Origin of the sequence: Paraburkholderia youngii (assembly GCF_013366925.1) — a bacterium.
Lineage (GTDB): Bacteria > Pseudomonadota > Gammaproteobacteria > Burkholderiales > Burkholderiaceae > Paraburkholderia > Paraburkholderia youngii.
In genome coordinates, this window is the sequence record NZ_JAALDK010000001.1 from 3371678 (window position 1) to 3393424 (window position 21747).

The following is a 21747-nucleotide window of genomic DNA, read 5'->3' on the forward strand; positions in this document are numbered from 1 at the left end:
ACGACGATGAACGACACCGCTGAACTCGCGAATCCGCAACTCGCCGCCGCGCACGCCGACACGTTGCGCGAGCGCGCCGACTATCGCATCGTGCCCGCGAAAAACCGCGCACGCCTCGCCGGCACCGTGGCGGCCGTGGCGCTGATCGGCATCGTGCTCGAATCGGTCTTGGGCAATCCGCGCTGGGGGTGGAATGTCTTCGCCCAATGGTTTCTGTCCGAGCCGGTATTGTCCGGGCTCGGCCGCACGCTGCTATTGACCGCGCTCGGCGCGGTGTTCGGCTTCGCGCTCGGCATTCCGATCGCGCTCGCGCGCGTATCGCGTTCGCCGCTGCTCGCGGGCTGCGCATGGGCGTTCGTGTGGCTGTTCCGCTCGATTCCGCTGATCGTGCTGCTGTTGATCCTGAACAATCTCGGCTATCTGTACGAGACGGTACATCTAGGCGTGCCGTTCACGAGCCTCGTCGTTCTCGATGTGCCGACCACCGAGCTGATCAGCCCGTTTCTCGCCGCGGTGCTCGGCCTGACGCTCAATCACGCGGCGTTTTCGGCGGAAGTGATTCGCGGCGGCATTCAGTCGGTGGACCACGGTCAGCTCGAAGCTGCCGCTGCGCTCGGCTTGCCGCGCGAGCGCCAGGCCGGGCGCATCGTGCTGCCGCAGGCGATGCGCGCGATCCTGCCCACCGCGTTCAACGATCTGATCGCGCTCGCGAAGGGCTCGTCGATGGTCTATGTGCTCGCGATGCCGGAGTTGTTCTACACCGTGCAGATCATCTATCGACGCAATCTCGAAGTGATTCCGCTGCTGATGGTCGCGACGGTCTGGTATCTGATCATTCTGACCGTGTTGTCGGCGATACAGGTTTATGTGGAGCGGTATTTCTCGCGCGGCGTCAGGCGTAGCGCGGTGCCGTCCGCTTTCGGCGCGCTGCTGAAAAGCCTGGGTATTGCGCGCGGTGGCGGCGTTGCGCCCGCCGAGCCGCATGGAGAAGCAAAAGACAATGCACGTGCAGGCGCCTGCCTGGATCAACGCTGGGCCGATCAACGCGACGGCGCACGCATCGCGATCCAGCAGGTATCGAAGAGTTTCGGCACGCTGAAGGTGCTCGACAACGTGTCGCTGACGATGCGCCCCGGCAGTGTCACCGTGATTCTCGGCCAATCGGGCTCGGGCAAATCGACACTGCTGCGCACGATCAATCATCTGGAGCGCGTGGACGGCGGACTGATCGACATCGACGGCGAGCTGATCGGCTATCGACGCGATGGCGATACGTTGTATGAGCTCAAGGAGTCAGAGATCCTGCGACGCCGCGTCGAGGTCGGCATGGTGTTTCAGAGCTTCAATCTGTTCCCGCATCTGACCGTGCTGGAAAACATCATCGAGGCGCCGGTCGCGTTGGGACGTTTGTCGCGCGCGGAAGCGGAGAGTCTTGCGCTGAGTCTGCTCGCGCGTGTCGGTCTCGAAGCGAAGGCGCATGCGTGGCCGCGTCAGTTGTCGGGCGGGCAGCAGCAGCGCGTGGCGATTGCGCGCGCGCTGGCGCTGAAACCGAAGGTGCTGCTGTTCGACGAGCCGACTTCGGCGCTCGATCCCGAACTCGTCAACGAGGTGCTCGACGTGATCAAGGCGCTCGCGCGTTCCGGCACGACGATGCTGATCGTCACGCACGAGATCGGCTTTGCGCGCGAAGTGGCCGACACGATCGTGTTCATGGATCGCGGACGCGTGATCGAGTCGGGCCCGCCCGCGCAAGTATTGAACGAACCGCGCCATGCGCGCACGCGCGAGTTTCTGTCGCGCGTCCTGTGATTGCAGACTGATCCCTATCAATGACCCATCGACGTCAATTCATTCTGGCCGGTACGGCGCTCGGCGCGCTGCTCGTGCGCAATGCGCTCGACGTAGCACACGCGGCGCAGGCGCCGCACGGCACGGTGGACCTGAGCCCCGAGCAGCCAGGCCGTGTTCGCGTGCCGAAGAATCCGGCAGCGATCGCGGCTATCGGCAACCATTACCGCTTCGCGAACGACGGCAACTTCACGGTCGCGATTTCGCCGCACCTGCCGCCGACCGCGACCTATGCGACCGATGCGCGTACCGTCGTCGGTTCCGATGCCGACTACGCGCAACTGATCGCCGATTCGCTCGGATTGAAGCTGAACCTCGTGCCGATCGCATGGGCCGACTGGCCGCTCGGCCTCACCTCGGGCAAATACGACGCGGTGATTTCGAACGTCGGCGTCACCGAGCAGCGCAAGGAGAAGTTCGATTTCACGACGTACCGGCAAGGACTGCACGGCTTCTACGTGAAAACCGCGAGTCCGATCAGGAAGATCGCTCAGCCGCAGGATATAGCGGGCCTCCGCCTTATTACGACCTCGGGCACGAACCAGGAAAAGATCATCCTCGAATGGAACCGGCAGAACGTCGCGAAGGGTTTGAAGCCGGTCGAGTTCCAGTACTTCGACGATGACGCCGCGAGCCGCATTGCGTTGCTATCGGGCCGCGCCGACGTCGTATTCAATCCGAACGCGCCGCTTGCCTACGATGCGGCCACTACCGGCGCGATCCGCGAGGTGGGTACGCTGAACGCCGGCTGGCCGGCGCGCGCGGATGTGGCGATCGCCACTCGCAAGGGCAGCGGCTTGATGGATGCGCTGACGGTCGCGACGAACGGACTGATCGCGAATGGCGCCTATCGGCGCTCGCTCGCGCACTGGGGCATCGAGTCGGAAGCGTTGGCGCGCTCCGAAAGCAATCCACCGGGTCTGCCGAAGTTCTGATGCGCCGAAAGACATTGCAGCATCGGGTTTATCACTCCAGCAGATAACCGTATCGGATTTGCTTCGTTGGCATCGCGCGCGCGGGCCGGTACATTCGTCGCACTGACCGCGCCGTTAGGCGCCCGCTGAATAGTTTCGACGAAGAGACGCCTGTGACGACTACCGCCGCTGCTTTTACCGCTTCCGCTACTGCGACGCAATCCTTCGAGATTCGCGCATTCGATGCGCCGCTCGGCGCCGAAGTGCTCGGCCTCGATCTCGGCCAGCCGCTCGGCGACGACGATTTCGCGCGCATCCACCGCGCGCATCTGGACCACCACGTTCTCGTGTTTCGCGACCAGCGCATCACGCCGGAGCAGCAGATCGCGTTCAGCCGCCGCTTTGGCCCGCTGCAGATTCACGTGCTGCATCAGTTTGGCCTCGCAGGTTATCCCGAGGTGCTGGTCGTATCGAACGTGATCGAGAACGGCAAGCCGGTCGGTCTCGGCGACGCCGGCCACTACTGGCACTCCGACCTGTCGTACAAGGAAAAGCCGAGCCTCGGCTCGTTGCTGCACGCGCAGGAGCTGCCGGCCGAAGGCGGCGATACGCTGTTCGCGAACATGCACCTGGCGTGGGATACGTTGCCCGCGCATCTGCGCAGCGCAGTGGAAGGACGCAGCGCGGAGCACACGTACCTGGCCAAATACGCGGAGTTGCAGAAGCGCAGCCCGTGGCGGCCGAATCTTTCCGCCGAGCAGATCGCGCAGGTGAAGCCGGTCGTGCATCCGATCGTGCGTACGCATCCGGAGACGGCACGCAAGGCGCTGTTCGTCAGCGAGCACTTCACGACGCGCGTGATCGGGCTGCCGGAAGACGAGAGCCGCGCCTTGCTCGACGAACTGTTCGCGCACAGCGTGCGGCCCGAGCATCTGTATCGGCATCGATGGGCCGAGCACGACATGGTGTTCTGGGACAACCGCTCGTTGATGCACCTCGCCGCCGGCACGCCCGACCACCTGCGCCGCAAGCTGTATCGCACGACGATCGAGGGCGACGTGCCACGCTGAGCGACGCTTTCCATCACAACGACACCGTCACACCGCACGCCGACTGGAGTTTCAATGCTGAGCCGATTTCACCCGACCGCCGCACGGCCGTCGTTTGTCCGCCGTTTGACGGCACTACTGCTGAGTCTGTCGATGGGCGCCGTCGTCAGCGCTCCCGCGCATGCCGAGGGCGAGATTCGCGTGGCCGAGCAGTTCGGCATCGTGTATCTGCTGCTGAACGTGGCGCGCGATCAGCATTTCATCGAAAGCGAAGGGCGCAAGCAGGGCCTCGACATCAAGGTCGATTGGGTCAAGCTGTCGGGCGGCGCGGCGGTCAACGATGCGTTGCTGTCGGGCGCGGTCGATATCGCCGGCGCGGGCGTCGGGCCGCTGCTGACGATCTGGGATCGCACGCACGGCAAGCAGAACGTGAAGGGCGTCGCGTCGCTCGGCAATCTGCCGTACTACCTGGTCAGCAACAATCCCGACGTGAAGACGATCGCTGACTTCACGCAGAAGGACCGCATCGCGCTGCCGGCGGTCAACGTGTCGGTGCAATCGCGCGTGCTGCAATACGCGGCGGCGAAGCGCTGGGGCGACAAGGAATACAACCGGCTCGACAAATACACGCAGGCGTTGCCGCATCCGGACGCGGCCGCGGCGATCATCGCGGGTGGCACTGAAATCACCGGGCATTTCGGCAATCCGCCGTTCCAGGAGCAGGAACTGGCCGGCAATCCGAAGGCGCATATCGTGCTCAATTCGTACGATGTACTCGGCGGCCCGAGCTCGGCGACGGTCCTCTATGCGACCGAAAAATTCCGCCATGACAACCCGAAGACGTATCGCGCGTTCGTCGATGCGCTCGCCGATGCGGCGAAGTACATCAACGCGAATCCGCAGGGCGCGGCCGATATCTATATCCGCACCAATCAGTCGAAGATCGATCGCGACCTGCTCGTGAAAGTCATCACGAACCCGCAGGTGCAGTTCAAGATCGTGCCGCAGAACACCTTCGGGCTCGCGCAGTTCATGTATCGCATCGGCGCGATCAGGAACGAGCCGTCGTCGTGGAAGGACTATTTCTTCGACGATCCGGCGACGGCGGCGGGGAGCTGAGCATGGCGTTGCGCGTTTTCGTGGCGCTGCGCGGTACGCGGCGACACTCGCCGGTCGATCCGGTTCACTCACAGGGAGCGCTTTGATGGTGGCCAATCCCACGCTTCTGTTTCCCGACGACGCCGCACGGAAAGCCGCGGCAACCAGCGGCAAACTGCTCGCGGTCGAGAACGTCAACCTCGAGTACCGCACGCGCGAGCGGATCGTGCGCGCGACGCACGACGTCAGCTTCGACGTCTACGGCGGCGACCGCTTCGTGCTGCTCGGGCCGTCCGGTTGCGGCAAGTCGACGCTGCTGAAGGCGGTGGCCGGTTTCATCGAGCCGAGCGCGGGCAGCATTTCGCTCGACGGTCAGCGCGTGCGCGGACCGGGCGCCGATCGCATCGTCGTGTTTCAGGAGTTCGACCAGTTGCCGCCGTGGAAGACGGTCGTGCAGAACGTCGCGTTTCCGCTCCGAGTCGCGAAGAAACTGTCGAAGGCCGAAGCTCGTGAACGCGCGCTGCATTACCTCGACAAGGTAGGGCTCGCGGCGTTCGCGCACGCGTATCCGCACACGTTGTCGGGCGGCATGAAACAGCGCGTCGCGATCGCGCGTGCGCTCGCGATGCAGCCGCGCGTGCTGCTGATGGACGAACCGTTCGCCGCGCTCGACGCGCTGACGCGCCGCAAGATGCAGGAAGAACTGCTGCGGCTATGGGAAGAGGTGAACTTCACGCTGCTGTTCGTCACGCATTCGATCGAAGAGGCGCTGGTGGTCGGCAACCGGATTCTGCTGCTGTCGCCGCATCCGGGCCGCGTGCGCGCGGAACTGAACAGCCATCAATATTCGCAGGACAGCTTCGGCCGCGCCGATTTTCAGCGCAGCGTCGCGCGGATTCATCAACTGCTGTTCGAACATACGGAGACAGTGCAATGAGTACCCCTGTCACGTTGCTGCCGCCCGTGCGCGACGAATACGAACGTCCGGTCGAAGCACCCGGCGACCTCGCGATCGAAGCGCCGTTGCCAGCGACGAGGCGGATCTTCGCGCACGGCTGGCTGCGCAAGACACTGATCGCACTCGTGCTGATCGCCGCGTGGGAAATCGCCGCGCGCGTGATCAACAACGATCTGCTGCTGCCGACCTTCGGCGCGACCCTGAGCGCGTTCGTGCAAGGCGTGTGGTCCGGCGAACTGCTCGCGAAGACGGCGGTATCGATGTCCATACTGCTGCGCGGCTATCTGCTCGGCGCCGCGTTTGCGTTCGTGCTGACATCGCTCGCGGTGTCGACGCGCGTGGGCCGCGATCTGCTGTCGATGCTGACCGCGATGTTCAACCCGCTGCCGTCCATCGCGTTGCTGCCGCTCGCGTTGCTGTGGTTCGGGCTAGGCACCGGCAGCCTGCTGTTCGTGCTCGTGCATGCGGTGCTGTGGCCGCTCGCGCTCAATACCTTTTCTGGCTTTCAGTCGGTTCCCGCGACGCTGAGGATGACCGGACGCAATTACGGTCTGACGGGCCTGCGTCATGTGTTGCTGATCCTCGTGCCGGCGGCGCTGCCGTCGATCCTGGCCGGCCTGCGCGTGGGCTGGGCGTTTGCATGGCGCACGCTGATCGCCGCGGAACTCGTGTTCGGCGCGAGTTCGGGCAGCGGCGGGCTGGGCTGGTACATCTTTCAGAATCGCAACGAGCTGTATACGGATCGCGTTTTCGCGGGGCTCGCGGCCGTGATCGTGATCGGTCTGCTGGTCGAGCATCTCGTGTTCGATACGCTCGAACGCGTGACCGTGAGGCGCTGGGGCGTGCAGCAGTAACGCGTTGCGTCGGCTCGAATTCGCGCTTCGCGGCGTCGGCGCGGGCGCTTGCGGCGCGGTTCGCCTGGCCGTCGGATCGCACCCTGCGTTCGGGTGCAAATATCCGGTTGCGTCCGTCGCTGTCGTGAACTACAAATGTAAGGTTACGCGCTGGCTCGATTTTTGGCGGGTCAGGCTTCCGTTCAGAACCGTTCAGAACGACAGGGAGAGTGCCGTCATGGGAATGCGCCCCGATCCTACCTTTCATGCATCGCCGAAGCTTGCGATGGATGCGCCGGCGGAAGAATACGCATACACGGTGCTGCTAAGTCCGGATTCCTCGCAGCCCGACGCGCTCGCCGTGATCGACGTGAAGGCCGGTTCTCCGACCTATGGCCAGGTGGTCCACACGGTGCCGGTGCCGAACAAGGGCGACGAATTCCATCACTTCGGCTGGAACGCGTGTTCGTCCGCGTTGTCGCCATTGACGGGCCACGCATTTCTCGAGCGACGCTATCTGATCATTCCGGGCATGCGCTCGTCGCGCATCTATATCGTCGATACGAAACCGCATCCGACCCAGGCGAAGATTCACAAGATCATCGAGCCAGAGGAAATCTTCCGCAAGACCGGCTATTCGCGTCCGCACACCGTGCATTGCGGACCGGAGGGCATCTACGTGAGCACGCTCGGCGGTGGCGGCAAGGACGGCACCGACGGGCCGCCCGGAATCTTCATCATGGATTGCCAAACGTTCGAGGTGTTGGGACGCTGGGAAATCGAGCGCGGCGCGCAGGAAAAGCACTACGACTTCTGGTGGAATCTGCCGCGCGACTACATGGTGTCGACCGAATGGGCGCTGCCGCCGCAATTCGAAAACGGCATCGTGCCTGAAGACCTGCTTTCGAACAAATACGGCCACCGCGTGCACTTCTGGGATCTGCGCGCAAGACGCAACGTGCAGACGCTCGATCTCGGCGCGAACCATCAGATGGCGCTCGAAGTGCGGCCCGCGCACGATCCGAGCCGCGAGTACGGATTTATCGGCGTCGTGGTCGATACCACGAATCTGGAAGGGTCGATCTGGACCTGGTGGCGCGAAGGCGGCCACTTCCACATCGAAAAGACCGCGACCATTCCGCCGGAGCCCGCGCACGCCGACGAGTTGCCGCCGTTGCTGCAAGGTTTCGGCGCGGTGCCGCCGCTCGTCACCGATATCGATCTTTCGATCGACGACAAATTCCTCTACGTCTCGTGCTGGGGCACCGGCGAGATGCGCCAATACGACGTGACCGAACCGCGCAAGCCGAAATTGACGGGCTCGGTGCGCATTGGCGGCATCGAACGTTGCACGCCGCATCCGAACGGCAAGGCTTTCGCCGGCGGTCCGCAGATGGTCGAGATCAGTCGCGATGGCAAGCGCGTCTACTGGACCAACTCGCTCTATTCGACGTGGGACGACCAGTTCTATCCGGACGGTGTGCCCGGCGTGCAAGTGATGGCGCTTGCCGATCCGAATGGCGGTCTCAAACTCGCCGAAGATTACTTCGTCGAATTTCCCGCCGGCTATCGCGCGCACCAGATCCGACTCGAAGGCGGCGACTGTTCTACCGATTCTTTCTGCTATCCGTCGGTGGGCGTTTGAGCGGCTCGGTGTCGCCGCAAGCGGCACTGTGGCTCGCCGTCGTCGCGAGCGGCGTGTACCACGGGCTCAATCCGGCAATGGGGTGGCCGCTCGCGGTGTCGAACGCGCTGATGCAGAGGCGCTCGCAAGCGCTGGTCGTCGCGCTTCTTTACCTCGCGGCCGGGCACGCGCTCGCGATACTGCTGATGATGCTGCCGTTCGCGATGCTTGCGAGCTTGCTTGCGTGGCAGCGTCAGATGCAGATCGGCGCGAGTTTGCTGGTGATCGGCTTCGGTCTGGTGTTGCTGATGCGCCGCCGTCATCCGCGCGTGCTGGCGAGAATTCCGCCATCTCGGCTCGCGCTATGGTCGTTCGCGGTGGCGATCGCGCACGGGGCCGGCTTGATGCTGGTGCCAATCTATCTCGGTCTGTGCCGCGCCGACGCGATGGACAGCGCGCACCAAGCCGCCCAGGCGCTGATCGAAACGAGTCTGCGCATGGCGCTGTCGGTCTCCGCGGTGCATGCGGCGACGATGACGATCGCCGGCGGCGTGCTCGCGTGGCTCGTTTATCGCTATCTCGGACTCAGGTTCGTGTCGCGCAGCTGGTTCAATCTCGATGCGGTGTGGGCGTCGAGTCTGATTCTGGTGGGGGGCGTGTCGCTGGCGTTGAATGCGTCGGCAACGGGTGTTTCCAGGTGATTTCGGCGGACTCGCGGGCACAGCGTATGCTGCGCAGTTTCGGTGCAGGAACGCCATTGCGTGCGGGTCCTGATTTTTCCTTTCGTCATCTACACCCGGAGAAGATCATGCCGCTGAAGAAAGGTACATCGAAAGAGACCGTGTCGCACAACATCAAGACCGAGACGAAGCATGGCAAGCCGCACAAGCAGGCTGTCGCGATCGCATTGAATCAGGCGCGCAAGTCGGGCGCGAAGATTCCGAAGAAGAGCGAGAAATAGGCTGCTTCGGCACGCGCGGTCGTACCCATGACCGACAAGCCGCAGAAAAAGCGCGCGCATGGCGACGCGCAATCGGAGCCAGCGGATGTCGAACCCGATCAGCATCCGGCGAAGCTCGGCGATTGCCGCCGCTGCGCGCTATGGCGCAACGCGACTCAGGCCGTGCCCGGCGAAGGGCAGCGGCATGCGTCGATCGTGCTGGTCGGCGAGCAGCCCGGCGATATGGAAGACCTGCAGGGCAAGCCCTTCGTCGGGCCGGCCGGGGCGTTGCTGGACAGAGCGCTCGAAGAAGCCGGCGTCAAGCGTAACGACGTATACGTGACCAACGCGGTCAAGCATTTCAAGTGGATTGCTCGCGGCAAGCGTCGTTTGCATAAAACGCCCGCTCAGCGCGAAGTCGAAGCATGCAGCTACTGGCTCGAACAGGAACTCGACATGCCGGATGTGCGCGTGGTCGTCGCACTCGGGGCGACCGCGTTGAAAGCGGTTGTCGACGATCCGCACGCGCGTTTGCAGGACGCGTTCGACAAAACGCTCGAACGCGGCGAGAAGCGTGTGGTCGCGACGTACCATCCGTCGTATGCACTGCGCGCGCCGGACCCTGAAACCCGTCGCGAGGTGTACGAGCGCATCGTCGCGGCGCTGCGCACCGCGCAGAAGCTGGCCCACGGCGGCAAGCGATCAGGGTAATGCTGGCGCTTTCGTCGCTTGCATTCCGAGGTTTTTCATCAATCGTTGCGCGTCGAACGGCGCCCGCGCTTTTACGTCATTGTCGAAGTAGCAGTAGACGTCTCGCGTGGCCCGCCGGCGCGGCGCGAGTTGCGGCGCGATCAATCGCGCGTCGGCCGGTTGTGAGCCGCCGCGCCATGCATCGATTCGCTCGGCCCATCGTTGCAGAGCTTCGTCCCCATATGAACCCGAGTATTTGGCTTCGCTGCCGTGCAGGCGGATGTAGACAAAGTCCGCCGTCAGATCTTCGGCGACGGGCCATGGTTCGGTGGAATCGGAAACGACGAGCCCGACGCCGTATTGCCGCAGCAAGGCCACGAACGCCGGATCGACGAAGCTCGCGTGGCGCACTTCGACCGCGTGACGCAGCACCCGCTTGCGATCGATGTCGACGTAGGGCGTCTTGACCCGCTTATCGTGTTGACTGGCGAGCGCCGATGCACTCGCGGTGTCGGGCGGCAACTCGTGCAGAAAGCGCTCCATTGCGTCGGGCTCGAATCGGAAGGACGGCGGAAATTGCCACAGGATCGGGCCGAGCTTTTCCTTCAACGCGAGCAGGCCCTGCGCGAAGAAGTTCGCGATGCCGACGCGCGCGCTCGCATCGCGAAACCGCAGCATATGAGTCAGATAGCGCGCGCCTTTGATGCCAAACACGAAGCCGTCAGGCGTTTGCGCATACCAGCGCTGCCAGCTACCGAGCGATTGGAGGCTGTAATGCGTGCCGTTGATTTCTATCGTGCCGAATCGCGCCGACGCGTACTGCAATTCCGATGCATGTTTCAGATCCTCGGGGTAAAAGCTGCCGCGCCAACCTTGATAGCGCCAGCCGGAAATGCCGATATGCACATCGCCGGCCTTCTTCGTTCGCGCGTCGAGTGTGGCGTGCGTCATTGAATACGCGCGATTTCCTTCGCGACCGAGGCCGGGCTGTCGAAATTGTGATCGGGCAGACGGTCGACCAGATCGACGATGTCGGTATTCGCGTGATTCTTGCGCGCCTGCGCGACCAGCTTTTCGCGCGTGGTCGGGTAATTCACGCCACTGAGTGCCTTTTCGATGTCAGCGGGATTCGGCTGGCCGGGATGACGATGATCCTGGGAATGAGCGGGGTGCTGTGACATGGTTCCTCCTTGAATGAGTACATCACGACTGCGCGCCTATCGTTACGTGCCGCATATGTCGTGCCGCAACTCGGGGGCTCGTTGAGGAACGCGGCTTGCGATCAGCCGGAAAACGCAGCGCCGCTGACACACGACCTTTCAAGGAGAAGGCTCATCATGAGCACGATGCTCGCTTATCGCATTCACAGCTTCGGCGGTCCCGAGGTGTTCAAGGCCGAGGAGATCGAGATTCCCGAGCCAGGCGCCGGCCAGGTGCTGGTGCGCGTGCGCGCGGCCGGCGCCAATCCGGTCGACCTGAAGACACGCGCGGGCCAGTACCCGTTGATCCGCGAAGAACAGCTCCCCTATACGTTGGGGCGCGATTTTTCCGGTGTGGTCGAACGGGTCGGCGAGGGCGCCGCGCAATGGCGCGCGGGCGAGCAGGTGTATGGCTTCGTTGGCCAGGGGCAGGGTGCGTACGCGGAATTCGTCGTCGTGCCCGCGAGTGCGCTAGCGCATGCGCCCGAAAAACTGGACGCGGGGACCGCGGGCGCCGTGCCGCTCGCCGCGTTGACCGCGTGGCAGGGCCTGTTCGAGCACGGCTGCCTCGAAGCGGGCTGCCGCGTGCTGATTCACGCGGGCGCGGGCGGCGTTGGACATTTCGCCGTGCAGTTCGCGAGGCAGAAGGGCGCGCAAGTGTACGCGACGGCGTCCGGCGACGGCATCGAGTTCGTGCGCTCGCTCGGCGCGGATCGCGTGATCGACTATCACGCGCAGCGTTTCGAAGACGTCGCGCGAGATATGGACCTCGTGTTCGATCTGGTCGGCGGCGATACGCAGCGCCGCTCGTGGTCGGCGGTCGCGACCGGCGGCGCGCTGATCTCGACGCTCAACGAGCCGTCGCAGACCGAGGCGTCGAGTCATGGCGCGCGGGCCGCGCGTTACACCGCGCGGCCCGACGGGCGGCAATTGACCGAGATCGCGTCGTTGATCAATAACGGCAGCGTGCGAGTCGTGGTCGCCGAACGGTTTTCGTTCGATGCCACGGCCAGGGCGCTGGAACGGCTCGCGAAAGGCCACGTGCGCGGCAAGATCGTGGTGGACATCGCGCCGTAGCACGGACCGCGCGCAGGATGCCAGCGGGCTAGTCCGGAGTCGCGTCGTCGCTCGCACTGCGCAGCGGCGCGCGGCTCTGGTCGTTATTCAGATGCACGAACTTTCTCAATAGCCTCAATAGCTCTCGCGCATCCTCGTCGCCCATGCCGTCGAGCAGGCCGTGATTGAGCGCGTTGACGCCGGGGATCAATTCATCGAGCAACTGCTCTCCTGCCGGCGTCAGTAACAGACGACGCTGGCGGCGCGGCAGAACTTCGCGCACGATCCAGCCTTTCGCTTCGAGCCGCACCGCGATATCGGCGGTGGTCGACGTGTCGAGACCGACTCGCTGCGCGAGCGTGACCTGATCGAGTCCGGGCAATTCCTGCAGCATTCTGAGCACCGCATATTGCACGGGCGTCACCTCGCGCCCGATCAGATCATGAAACATGGACACGGAAATCTGATGCGCGCGTCGGATCAGATGGCCGGGCTGGTCGTACAGATCGATGCTGATCGCGGAAGTGCTGGTATCGGTTGAAGTGACCATATTAGTTCTGAAAACCTCGTGCCTTTTCGTCGCGAATGGAAATGGCAAATTGATCTTCGTGTTACCTGATTGAAAGTTCGTGTAGGGGAAAACCTTCATTTAATCATTAAAGGCACATTGAGTACACTGAATCTCAATGAGTGGACTGAATGAAGTGCGCGAACTAACAACAAGGAGTGAGACTGACATGTTTCCCAAGAACGCGTGGTACGTCGCATGCATGCCCGATGAAGTCGCGGACAAGCCGCTCGGCCGGCAGATCTGCGGCGAGCCGATGGTTCTCTATCGCAACGCGGAAGGCGCCGTAGTGGCGCTCGAAGACTTCTGTCCGCATCGCGGCGCGCCGCTGTCGCTCGGTTTCGTGCGCGACGGCACGCTCGTGTGCGGCTATCACGGACTCGAAATGGGCTGTCAGGGCAAGGCGACCGGCATGCCGGGCCAACGCGTCAACGGCTTTCCGTCGATTCGCAGCTATCCCGTGATCGAGCGCTATGGCTTCGTCTGGGTATGGCCCGGCGATGCGACGCAGGCCGATGCCGCCAAACTGCATCATCTGGAATGGGCCGAGAGTGCCGAATGGGCATATGGCGGTGGTCTTTATCACATTCGCTGCGATTACCGGCTGATGATCGACAACCTGATGGATCTGACGCACGAGACCTATGTGCACGCGAACAGCATCGGGCAAAAGGAAATCGACGAAGCCGCGCCGAAAACCGTGGCCGAAGGCGATACCGTGCGCACGAGCCGTTTCATGGAAAACGTCGCGGCGCCGCCGTTCTGGAAGATGGCGTTGCGCGGCAATGGTCTCGCCGACGACGTGCCCGTCGACCGTTGGCAGATCTGCCACTTCACGCCGCCGAGTCACGTGCTGATCGAGGTGGGGGTCGCGCATGCCGGGCATGGCGGCTATCACGCGCCCGCTGACAAGAAGGCGTCGTCGATCGTGGTGGATTTCATCACGCCTGAAACCGAAACATCGATCTGGTATTTCTGGGGCATGGCGCGCAATTTCCGTCCCGACGATGCCGCGCTGACCGCCAGCATCCGCGAAGGGCAGGGCAAGATCTTCAGCGAAGATCTGGAGATGCTCGAACGTCAGCAGCAGAACCTGCTGCGCTGGCCCGAGCGCAATCTGCTGAAACTCAATATCGATGCGGGCGGTGTGATGTCGCGTCGCGTGATCGATCGGCTCGTCGCGCAGGAGCGCGCGGAGACGGGCGCACCGCAGGCTGACGCGCCCCGGGCTGACGCGCCCCGGGCTGAAGTGACGCGCGTCATTCCGGTGCGGACGGCGACATGAATCATCCCGTGCTGAATGTGGTGGTCGCGCGCCGGCGCGACGAAGCGCCCGGTATCGCGAGCTTCGAACTTGCGAGCGAAAACGGTCAGGCGTTGCCCGCTTTCGACGCCGGCTCGCACGTCGACGTGCATTTGCCGAACGGGCTCGTGCGTCAGTACTCGCTGTGCAACGATCCGCGCGAAACGCATCGCTATCTGATCGCTGTGCTGCGCGACGAAGCGGGACGCGGCGGATCGAAAGCGGTGCACGATTTGCTTCGCGAGGGCGATCGCCTGCAGATCAGCGCGCCGCGCAATCATTTCGCGCTCGCTGACGATGCGGCACATCATCTGCTGCTCGCGGGCGGCATCGGTGTCACGCCGATTCTTTGCATGGCCGAGCGGCTTGCCGCCACGGGCGCTTCGTTCGACATGCACTATTGCACGCGCTCGAAGGAACGCACGGCGTTCGTCGAGCGTCTTGCACAAGCTGGCTTCGCGAAGTCGGTCCAGCTTCATCACGATGACCATCCTGGCGGCTCGACGTTCGATATCGAACAGACGCTAAGCGATGCACCGCCCGGCACGCATCTGTATGTGTGCGGTCCGCGCGGCTTCATGGATTTCGTGCTCGAGACCGCGCGCGCAAAGGGCTGGCCGGAAAACAGGCTGCACTACGAGTTTTTCGGCGCGGCCGCGAATCAGCCGGCGACGGGCGGCAGCTTCCAGGTGCGCATCGCGAGCAGCGGCGCGACGATCGACGTGCCGCCCGAATGCACGGTGGTTCAGGCGCTGGCCGCGCATGGCGTCGAAGTGATCACGTCGTGCGAGATGGGTGTGTGCGGCACCTGTTTGACGCGAGTGCTGTCTGGCGAGCCGGATCACCAAGATTCTTATCTGACCGACGAGGAGCGCGCGGCGAACGATCAGTTCCTGCCGTGCTGCTCGCGCGCCAGATCGCCGCTGCTGGTGCTCGATCTGTGATCTTCTGCGGACGACGGGCGGGTCGCCCGTCATACCGCTTATTGCCCTTTCCCTTCGGAGTCCGACGAACTAACCGTGCGCACATTCAACGCCGGGTCGCGCGCAATCGCTTCTTCGGAGAACGGAAAAATCGTCCAGCGCTGGGCCGCGTAATCGCGCGTGCCGTCGGCATAGTGCGGCGACGCCGGATCGTCGGATTCAGACGGCGCGAGCAGCGTGCGGGCGATCACCTGATCGTCCGAGAACCACACGATCTGCAGATACGTGTCGCCCATCGGCTTGACGTTCATCGAATAGCCGCTCGCGTCGAATGGATGCGCGGCACACGCGGAGGTGAAATAGCCACCGGCGTCGCAACCGCCGAATAGCGGAATGCGCTCGTCATTGCGTTGCACGTAGAGGGCGGCGCTACGCGGCGCATCGATCGCGATGCCAGCGCGTTGCAGTGCCGCGAGCGCATCATGCAGCGCGGCGGCGAGCTTCGCCGGATCGGCGGCGATGCCCGCGGGCGTGGTCAACGGCTTCGCGGGATCGAACGGCACCGCGTATAACTGCGCGGGCGGAACCGTCAGCAGACGTCGCCACAGTTCGTCCCACAAGGTTGCACCCGCTGCGCCAGCCGCGGCCGTATCGTCCCATGCGACCAGTACTTTGCACGCCGCGCGCTGTTGCTCCGGGTTCGGGTCGGCGGGCAGGGCCGCGAGCGCGCTGCTGTTGCACAGACGGTCGAGCACGGGCTGCTTGAACAGCAACGCCGACATCGAGCGACTGTCGAGCGCCGCGCGGCCGAGTGCATCGGCGGAAACCCCATGCGGGTCGTTCTGCAATTGCGCGGCGCTCGTATGGCCGAGCCGTGTGCGCAGCGTCTGCGGCGTGTCGGTCGCGCCGATGATCTTCGCGTAGCCCGTCATTGGTGCGGCCGGGTTGGTGAGCCAGTAGCTGTCGTTGAAGTTGCCGACATAGTCGCGCCGAAGCAGCGACGGCATCCGCGCGACCGGCAACGCACGGTGCTGTACCGCGCCAGGCTCGTCGCGCCAGTCGCAGTCGCTGCGCGAGCCGTCGAGGACCGGCACGCCGGGCATGATCTGCGCCAGTGCCCGGCCGACCGGCGGCGTGCAACGTTGCGCCAGCTCGTCGGGCACGTCCGGGGTCGCGCCGATGTCCGCGTACCACACGCGCGGATCGTCGCGGCCGATCGCGAGCGTGTTGACCCACGGCACCGCCGCGTTCTTCTTCTGGATGCGGATGAAATCGTCGAGCGAGGTCGCCTGATTCCATTCGAGGAAGTTTTCGAACGTGCGGAAATTGTCGGTATTGATATCGCGCAGCGCGAAGGCCTGCTGCGCATTCCACGCTAGCGCGGGCGACATCGCGCGGAGGTTGACGAGCGGTCCGAAGCGCGAGCGATACAGCGTGCGCGACACGGTATGCAGCGAACCGTCGGCGGCGCGCACTGCGACGTTCACGCGCGTCGGCGTCATCGCTACGCTGTTGCCGTCGACCTGATACCGGGTCGGCGCGCCGGGTTCGAGCGTCAGCTTGAACAGGCCGAAGCGCTTCGCGGTGGACACGGTATGCGTCCACGCGACGTTGTCGTTGAAGCCGATCACGATCAGCGGCACGCCGAGAAACGACACGCCGCTGACGTTCAGCTTTCCGGGAATAGTGAGTTGAGCCTGGTAGAAGCGATCGGGGCCGGTCCAGAACCAGTGCGGATTGCCGAGCAGCAGCGCGCTGCCGGTGTGCGTCGCGTCTGCGCCGAACGCGAGGGCGTTGCTGCCGATGCCAGCATGGCCGCCGAAGTCGGCGAGCGGTGCAGCGACGGCGGCGTCACCCTGCAACCCGCTTTGCGGCGCGCTCGGCATTGCCTGTGGCGGTTGCGCGGTCGCGATCGCATTGATGAAGCGGGCCTCGCCACCGGCCAGATTCGCCGCGATCTGACGCCGGTAGACGTCCGCGTTGCTGATCTTGCCGAGCCACGGCGCCGCGCGGCAGGCCGCATGCGCGCCCGGAAAGTCGCCGTGCGCCAGATCGGCCACGTAGCGGTTATAGCCGGCGACGAAGCCGTCGATCAGCGCGCGCATGTCCTCGGTCTGGCTTTTGCGGTAGCGCGCGACGGTCACATCGTCGACGATGAAACGGAAGAAGAAATCCGAGTCGAGGTTGTCGGGCTGGCCGAACGTCGCGCCTGACGCGGGGCGCGCGTCGGCGCCGAAGAAGCGCGAACGTTCGCCGCGATAGGTGACGAAGCTTTCGGTCATCGTGCACAGATTGTCCTGGGCCTGCGCGTAGCCGTACCCGTAGCCGAGGCTGCCCCAGTCGTCGGCTTTGATGTGCGGAATGCCGAGCGCGGTGCGGCGGATATCGGCGCGATAGGGGCCGGTATGCGCGACGTTGTCGGTGTCCGGACTCGCGCAGCCTTGCAGAGCGGCGGCGAGGGGCAGAGCGACCAGCAGGCCGGCGAGGCGGCGGAGCAGCGAGACGTTCGAACGCATGGCTTTTTCGGTCGGGCGGACGTTGATTGGTGATGCGCGTGGCGCTCTCGCGAGCTTAGCGGGTAGTTGAAGGCGGGTCACCGTGGTGAAGCCCAAAAACGACAAAGCCCGCTGGTCGGCGGGCTTCCGGCGCAACTTTTAATGCGAGTGCAGCGATTGTTTCCACCGCGAGATGGCTAGTCGTCGAGCTTTCGCTGACCACGCTTCTTGCTTCGCCACACAAGCAGAACTGCTGCGGCGAAACCTAGCACGATTGCGGCCGACGACATGAGGAAGGCCAGGTCGGATTCCTGATATGCCGTCTTGACCCCGTACATACGAACCGCCAATTTCCATATCGGATTCGAAAAGTTCAAGGGCGCTTCTGGATTCATCATCCACCACAGCGCATTGGCAAAGATTGCGAGCAGTAAGGCGAAACCGACCGCGAGAAAAGTTAGGACTTTTTTCATCTCACAATCACTTCACCGTACGCTTTAAGTTCCGATCCAGGCACAGATACTTTCGGCGTGTTGGTAAATATCGAACGAATATGATGCCAGTCTGCGAGTCGGTCGATAGTTATGCAGCCCTCGCTTCTCCCCAATCGGCCCTTCGGATGCAATCGGAACTGGCCACGAATGATACCTTCGCATAAGACTTTATCGTCGTCGATATTAGCGTCGATAGCGTAGAGCGCGAACCATTCGCTCTTATTATTGCCATTCAGGTTAAGCCGATCTTTCAATGGTCCCAGAATGCCTCCGGATCTACGGTCAAAAATATAATATCTGCCGACGGGAATGGCGCCGATCTTCGGCGTGCACATTCCAGCCGCCTTGTTGATATAACTCCCCTGCCCAGAGTATGCAGGAAACGATAGAGCGCCAATCCGAAATTCGCTCATTGGCTTACCATTCAATTCGAACGTGCATTGAAACACCTGTCCTCCGGATTGTCCGATAACAGTGAACTCGTAAATAATTAAGTTATGCAGAGCGGCATTCTAGAGGCGATTTTTTTTGAGACGGCAACTATTAAACTAAATTGTTCACGGCAACAGCTCGGCGTGCGCGGCCTGATTTTTGCTGACCTGCTTGGGCGTCGTCTCGTTCGCAGGGGGCGATGCGTGTTGAAAGCTCATCACCAGCGGGGTCCCAGTGGCAGCAGCGCAAGCATCCGGAACGTCAGGACGGCGCATCAGGCGGGGCAGCGTCACGTCGTTAGCGGCGCTGGCTAGCGCGTCCGCAAACTCCGCGCACGCCTACCCGGTAGCACCGCTGAACTACTTCCTGCACGCAGCGGGCCCGGCGGCCCGTCCGACGCTTTACCTCGGCTGGGTTTTCACCGCGATCGTGACGCTGGTCACGCTGATCGTCGCCGGTCTGTTGATCGGCGCGATGGTCCGCAAGCGTCCCGCGGCGCAACCGGATGCGCTCAGCGCCGAGCCCGGCGGCATCCGCTGGGTGTTCATCGGTACCGCGGTGTCGTCGGTCGTGCTGCTGGCGATGCTGGTCTATGCCCTGATCACGCTCGAATCGGTGGCGTCGCCCGCGTCGTATCCGCAATTGACGATCACCGTGACCGCTTACGACTGGTGGTGGAAGGCCGATTACAGTGACGATCCGAACCCGGCCCGCAACTTCAGTACCGCGAACGAGATTCACATTCCGGTCGGTGAACCCGTGAAGATCCAGCTCAAAAGCGCGGACGTCGTGCACGCGTTCTGGGTACCGCAACTGGCGGGCAAGACGCAGACGATTCCGGGGCAAACCAACGAGCAGTGGATTCAGGCGGACCGTCCCGGCATTTATCGTGGGCAGTGCTCGCAGTTCTGCGGCGCGCAGCACGCGCATATGGCGTTCGAGGTGATCGCGCAGGACGCTGCCGCCTTCAACGCGTGGCGCGACGCGCAGGGACGCGCGGCCAGCGTGCCCACCGGCGATGCGGCGGTCGCGGCCGGCCAGCATCTGTTCGAAGAGCGCTGCGCGGGCTGCCACACGATTCGCGGCACCAAGGCCACCGGCGTGCAGGCCCCCGATCTGACGCATCTCGGCTCGCGCCGGATGATCGCGGCGGGCGCGCTCAGCAACACGCCCGACCATCTGCTCGACTGGATCGAGCACGCGCAGCGAATCAAACCCGATGGATTGATGCCCAGTATCGCGCTGACCACCAGCGAGGCCGCCGCGATGTCGGCGTATCTGGCGACGCTGCATTGAAGCGCATCGCACGCGAGGAGCCCGTTCAATGTCCGATCATCCCGCTTCCGCTTCACTGCCCGCACTGACCCGCACGCCGCAGCGCGGCCGCGTCGAACCCGGCAGCGAGCAGGAAAAGCGGCTGCGCGAAATCTGGGAGTCGCGGCCCGGCTGGCGGGGCTGGTTCTCGACAGTCGATCACAAGACCATCGGCCTGCGCTACCTGGTGACCGCATTCGTCTTCCTGCTGATGGGCGGTGTCGAAGCGCTGATCATGCGCGTTCAACTGGCGCGTCCCAACGCAACGGTGCTCACGTCCGAACAGTACAACCAGCTGTTCACGATGCACGGACTGACGATGATCTTTCTGTACGCGCTGCCCGTTCTGTCCGGCTTCTCGAACTACATCTGGCCGCTCGTGCTCGGCGCGCGCGACATGGCCTTTCCGCGCCTGAACGCGCTGTCGTATTGGGTGTTCCTGTTCGCCGGCATCTTCCTGTATGCGAGTTTTCCGACCGGCCAGGCCCCCGACGCAGGCTGGTTCAACTACGTGCCGCTGTCCGGCCTCGAATACAGCAACGGCCCGAACATCGACGTGTATGCGCTCGGCATGGTCCTGCTCGGTATTTCGACGACGGTCGGCTCGATGAACTTCGTCGTCACGCTGCTGAGAATGCGCGCGCCGGGCATGTCGCTCGATCGCGTGCCGGTGCTCGTGTGGGGCACGCTGACCGCGTCGGGCGGCAATCTGTTGGCGGTGCCTTCGGTGAGCCTCGCGTTTCTGATGCTGTGGATGGACCGCCGCATCGGCACGCATTTCTTCGACGTGCTCAATGGCGGGCGTCCGTTGCTATGGCAGCACCTGTTCTGGATCTTCGCGCACCCGTGGGTCTATGTGGTCGTGCTGCCGGCGATGGGCATCGTGTCGGATGCGCTGCCGGTCTTTTGCCGCCGGCCGCTGGTCGGCTATGGGCCGGTCGCGTTGGCGACGGTCGCGACGATGGTGCTCGGCTTTGCCGTGTGGATCCACCATATGTTCGCGACCGGCATTCCCGCGCTCGCGCTGTCGTTCTTCGGCTCGGCCAGCATGGTCATCGCGGTGCCGAGCGCGGTCGCGACGTTCGCGTGGGTCGCGACGATCTGGACCGGCCGCCCCGTGTATCGCGTGCCGTTCCTGTTTTTCGCGGGCTTCGTGCTGCTGTTCGTGATCGGCGGTGTCTCCGGCGTGATGACGGCCGCGGTGCCGTTCGACTGGCAACTCACCGACACCTACTTCGTCGTCGCGCATCTGCACTACGTGCTGCTCGGCATCAACGTGTTTCCGGTGATCGGCGGCATCTACTTCTGGTTTCCGAAGTTCACCGGCAGGATGACGAACGAGCGTCTCGGCAAGCTCGCGTTCTGGGTGCTGTTCATCGGCTTCAACGTCGCGTTCTTTCCGATGCATATCGCGGGACTGCTCGGCATGCCGCGCCGCATGTACACGTATCCCGCCGACATGGGCTGGAATACGGTGAACCTCGTCACGTCGCTCGGTTCGTTCCTGTTTGCGGCCGGCGTGCTGCTGTTTCTGATCGATATCGCGGTGAGCCTGAAGCGCGGCAAGCTCGCCGGCAACAATCCGTGGGATGCGCCGACGCTCGAATGGTCGGTCAGCTCGCCGCCGCCGCCGTACAACTTCGCAGTGGTGCCGACGCTCGCGAGCCGGCATCCATTGTGGGAAGGACGCGTCGAAGAGCCGGGGGAGGCGGTTCAAGCGCGCTCGCAACTCGACGAAGGCTATCTGCTCGCGCAAGGTCGCGAAGCGTTGGGCACGACCGCACTGGAGGCGAGTCCCGACGTGATCCTGAAGATGCCCGAAGATTCATACGCGCCGTTCTGGCTCGCGGTCTTCGCCGCGCTACTGTTCGCGGGGCTCGCGTTGACCGCGTGGGTTTTCGTGGGCGCGATGCTGGCCGGTTGCGCGGTGTCGATCATCACGTGGCTGTGGCCCGAGCGCGCGCTGCTCCAGCGCGAGCCGGTCGCGGTCGAGGACGCGGGAGGCTGAC

General features: G+C 63.8%; 21 protein-coding genes. 15 read left to right on the forward strand and 6 right to left on the reverse strand.

Translation table 11 applies throughout. From position 1 onward, the window contains the following. The first annotated feature begins 6 nt into the window (after positions 1 to 6). From G5S42_RS45190 to G5S42_RS15535, 10 genes are all read left to right on the forward strand, one after another. Positions 7 to 1809: an amino acid ABC transporter permease/ATP-binding protein gene (locus G5S42_RS45190; protein ID WP_176107552.1), complete on the forward strand. Its 1803-nt coding sequence runs from the start codon at positions 7 to 9 to the stop codon at positions 1807 to 1809. Between the two features lie 20 nt (positions 1810 to 1829). Continuing rightward, a complete protein-coding gene (locus G5S42_RS15495) occupies positions 1830 to 2783 on the forward strand; it encodes an ABC transporter substrate-binding protein (protein WP_176107553.1) in 954 nt (317 codons plus the stop codon). A 152-nt stretch (positions 2784 to 2935) separates the two neighbouring features. Continuing rightward, positions 2936 to 3832 (forward strand): TauD/TfdA dioxygenase family protein, encoded by an 897-nt coding sequence (locus G5S42_RS15500; protein WP_176107554.1) that lies wholly within the window; start codon positions 2936 to 2938, stop codon positions 3830 to 3832. A gap of 54 nt (positions 3833 to 3886) precedes the next feature. Next, a complete protein-coding gene (locus G5S42_RS15505) occupies positions 3887 to 4930 on the forward strand; it encodes an ABC transporter substrate-binding protein (RefSeq protein ID WP_176107555.1) in 1044 nt (347 codons plus the stop codon). Positions 4931 to 5015: 85 nt separating this feature from the next. Further along, the gene (locus tag G5S42_RS15510) at positions 5016 to 5846 is read left to right on the forward strand and encodes an ABC transporter ATP-binding protein (protein WP_176107556.1); all 831 of its coding nucleotides are present in this window, start codon (positions 5016 to 5018) and stop codon (positions 5844 to 5846) included. Then, a complete protein-coding gene (locus tag G5S42_RS15515) occupies positions 5843 to 6721 on the forward strand; it encodes an ABC transporter permease (protein WP_176107557.1) in 879 nt (292 codons plus the stop codon). The genes G5S42_RS15510 and G5S42_RS15515 overlap by 4 nt, the downstream gene beginning before the upstream one ends. Before the next feature lie 217 nt (positions 6722 to 6938). Next, positions 6939 to 8345: a selenium-binding protein SBP56-related protein gene (locus G5S42_RS15520; protein WP_176107558.1), complete on the forward strand. Its 1407-nt coding sequence runs from the start codon at positions 6939 to 6941 to the stop codon at positions 8343 to 8345. Next, the gene (locus G5S42_RS15525; RefSeq protein WP_176107559.1) at positions 8342 to 9025 is read left to right on the forward strand and encodes a hypothetical protein; all 684 of its coding nucleotides are present in this window, start codon (positions 8342 to 8344) and stop codon (positions 9023 to 9025) included. Before G5S42_RS15520 ends, G5S42_RS15525 begins: the two co-directional genes overlap by 4 nt. Positions 9026 to 9132: 107 nt before the next feature. Next, on the forward strand, positions 9133 to 9285 hold the full coding sequence (locus G5S42_RS15530) for a DUF6496 domain-containing protein (protein WP_176107560.1): 153 nt from the start codon (positions 9133 to 9135) through the stop codon (positions 9283 to 9285). 27 nt (positions 9286 to 9312) lie between these two features. Then, on the forward strand, positions 9313 to 9975 hold the full coding sequence (locus G5S42_RS15535; RefSeq protein WP_176107561.1) for a UdgX family uracil-DNA binding protein: 663 nt from the start codon (positions 9313 to 9315) through the stop codon (positions 9973 to 9975). Here G5S42_RS15535 and G5S42_RS15540 read toward each other — a convergent pair. Together G5S42_RS15540 and G5S42_RS15545 are read right to left on the reverse strand one after the other, a co-directional pair. After that, positions 9967 to 10905: a DUF72 domain-containing protein gene (locus G5S42_RS15540; protein ID WP_176107562.1), complete on the reverse strand. Its 939-nt coding sequence runs from the start codon at positions 10903 to 10905 to the stop codon at positions 9967 to 9969. The two genes, G5S42_RS15535 and G5S42_RS15540, sit on opposite strands and share 9 nt — an antisense overlap. After that, entirely contained in the window at positions 10902 to 11135 is a 234-nt protein-coding gene (locus G5S42_RS15545; RefSeq protein WP_176107563.1) for a DUF2795 domain-containing protein, read from the reverse strand. Before G5S42_RS15545 ends, G5S42_RS15540 begins: the two co-directional genes overlap by 4 nt. A gap of 156 nt (positions 11136 to 11291) precedes the next feature. Between G5S42_RS15545 and G5S42_RS15550 the strand changes: the two genes are divergently transcribed. Further along, positions 11292 to 12230, forward strand: a complete 939-nt coding sequence (locus G5S42_RS15550) for an NADP-dependent oxidoreductase (protein ID WP_176107564.1) — start codon at positions 11292 to 11294, stop codon at positions 12228 to 12230. 28 nt (positions 12231 to 12258) lie between these two features. Here G5S42_RS15550 and G5S42_RS15555 read toward each other — a convergent pair whose 3' ends face one another. Further along, positions 12259 to 12759, reverse strand: coding sequence for a MarR family winged helix-turn-helix transcriptional regulator (locus tag G5S42_RS15555; protein ID WP_176107565.1), 501 nt, complete (start codon positions 12757 to 12759; stop codon positions 12259 to 12261). Positions 12760 to 12946: 187 nt separating this feature from the next. Between G5S42_RS15555 and G5S42_RS15560 the strand changes: the two genes are divergently transcribed. Together G5S42_RS15560 and G5S42_RS15565 are read left to right on the forward strand one after the other, a co-directional pair. Then, complete coding sequence (locus tag G5S42_RS15560; protein WP_176107566.1) at positions 12947 to 14062, forward strand: Rieske 2Fe-2S domain-containing protein; 1116 nt, start codon at positions 12947 to 12949, stop codon at positions 14060 to 14062. Next, positions 14059 to 15024, forward strand: a complete 966-nt coding sequence (locus G5S42_RS15565) for a PDR/VanB family oxidoreductase (RefSeq protein WP_176107567.1) — start codon at positions 14059 to 14061, stop codon at positions 15022 to 15024. The genes G5S42_RS15560 and G5S42_RS15565 overlap by 4 nt, the downstream gene beginning before the upstream one ends. 38 nt (positions 15025 to 15062) lie before the next feature. Here the strand turns inward: G5S42_RS15565 and G5S42_RS15570 are convergent, their stop codons facing one another. From G5S42_RS15570 to G5S42_RS15580, 3 genes are all read right to left on the reverse strand, one after another. Further along, the gene (locus tag G5S42_RS15570) at positions 15063 to 17519 is read right to left on the reverse strand and encodes a penicillin acylase family protein (protein ID WP_176107568.1); all 2457 of its coding nucleotides are present in this window, start codon (positions 17517 to 17519) and stop codon (positions 15063 to 15065) included. Between the two features lie 176 nt (positions 17520 to 17695). Continuing rightward, entirely contained in the window at positions 17696 to 17971 is a 276-nt protein-coding gene (locus G5S42_RS15575; RefSeq protein ID WP_176107569.1) for a hypothetical protein, read from the reverse strand. Continuing rightward, a complete protein-coding gene (locus G5S42_RS15580) occupies positions 17968 to 18441 on the reverse strand; it encodes a DUF2778 domain-containing protein (protein WP_176107570.1) in 474 nt (157 codons plus the stop codon). Before G5S42_RS15580 ends, G5S42_RS15575 begins: the two co-directional genes overlap by 4 nt. 256 nt (positions 18442 to 18697) lie before the next feature. Here G5S42_RS15580 and coxB point away from each other — a divergent pair, with 256 nt between their 5' ends. Together coxB and ctaD are read left to right on the forward strand one after the other, a co-directional pair. Further along, positions 18698 to 19720, forward strand: a complete 1023-nt coding sequence (gene coxB, locus G5S42_RS15585) for a cytochrome c oxidase subunit II (protein WP_176110536.1) — start codon at positions 18698 to 18700, stop codon at positions 19718 to 19720. 28 nt (positions 19721 to 19748) lie between these two features. Continuing rightward, positions 19749 to 21746, forward strand: a complete 1998-nt coding sequence (gene ctaD / locus G5S42_RS15590; protein WP_176107571.1) for a cytochrome c oxidase subunit I — start codon at positions 19749 to 19751, stop codon at positions 21744 to 21746. Position 21747 lies beyond the last annotated feature (1 nt).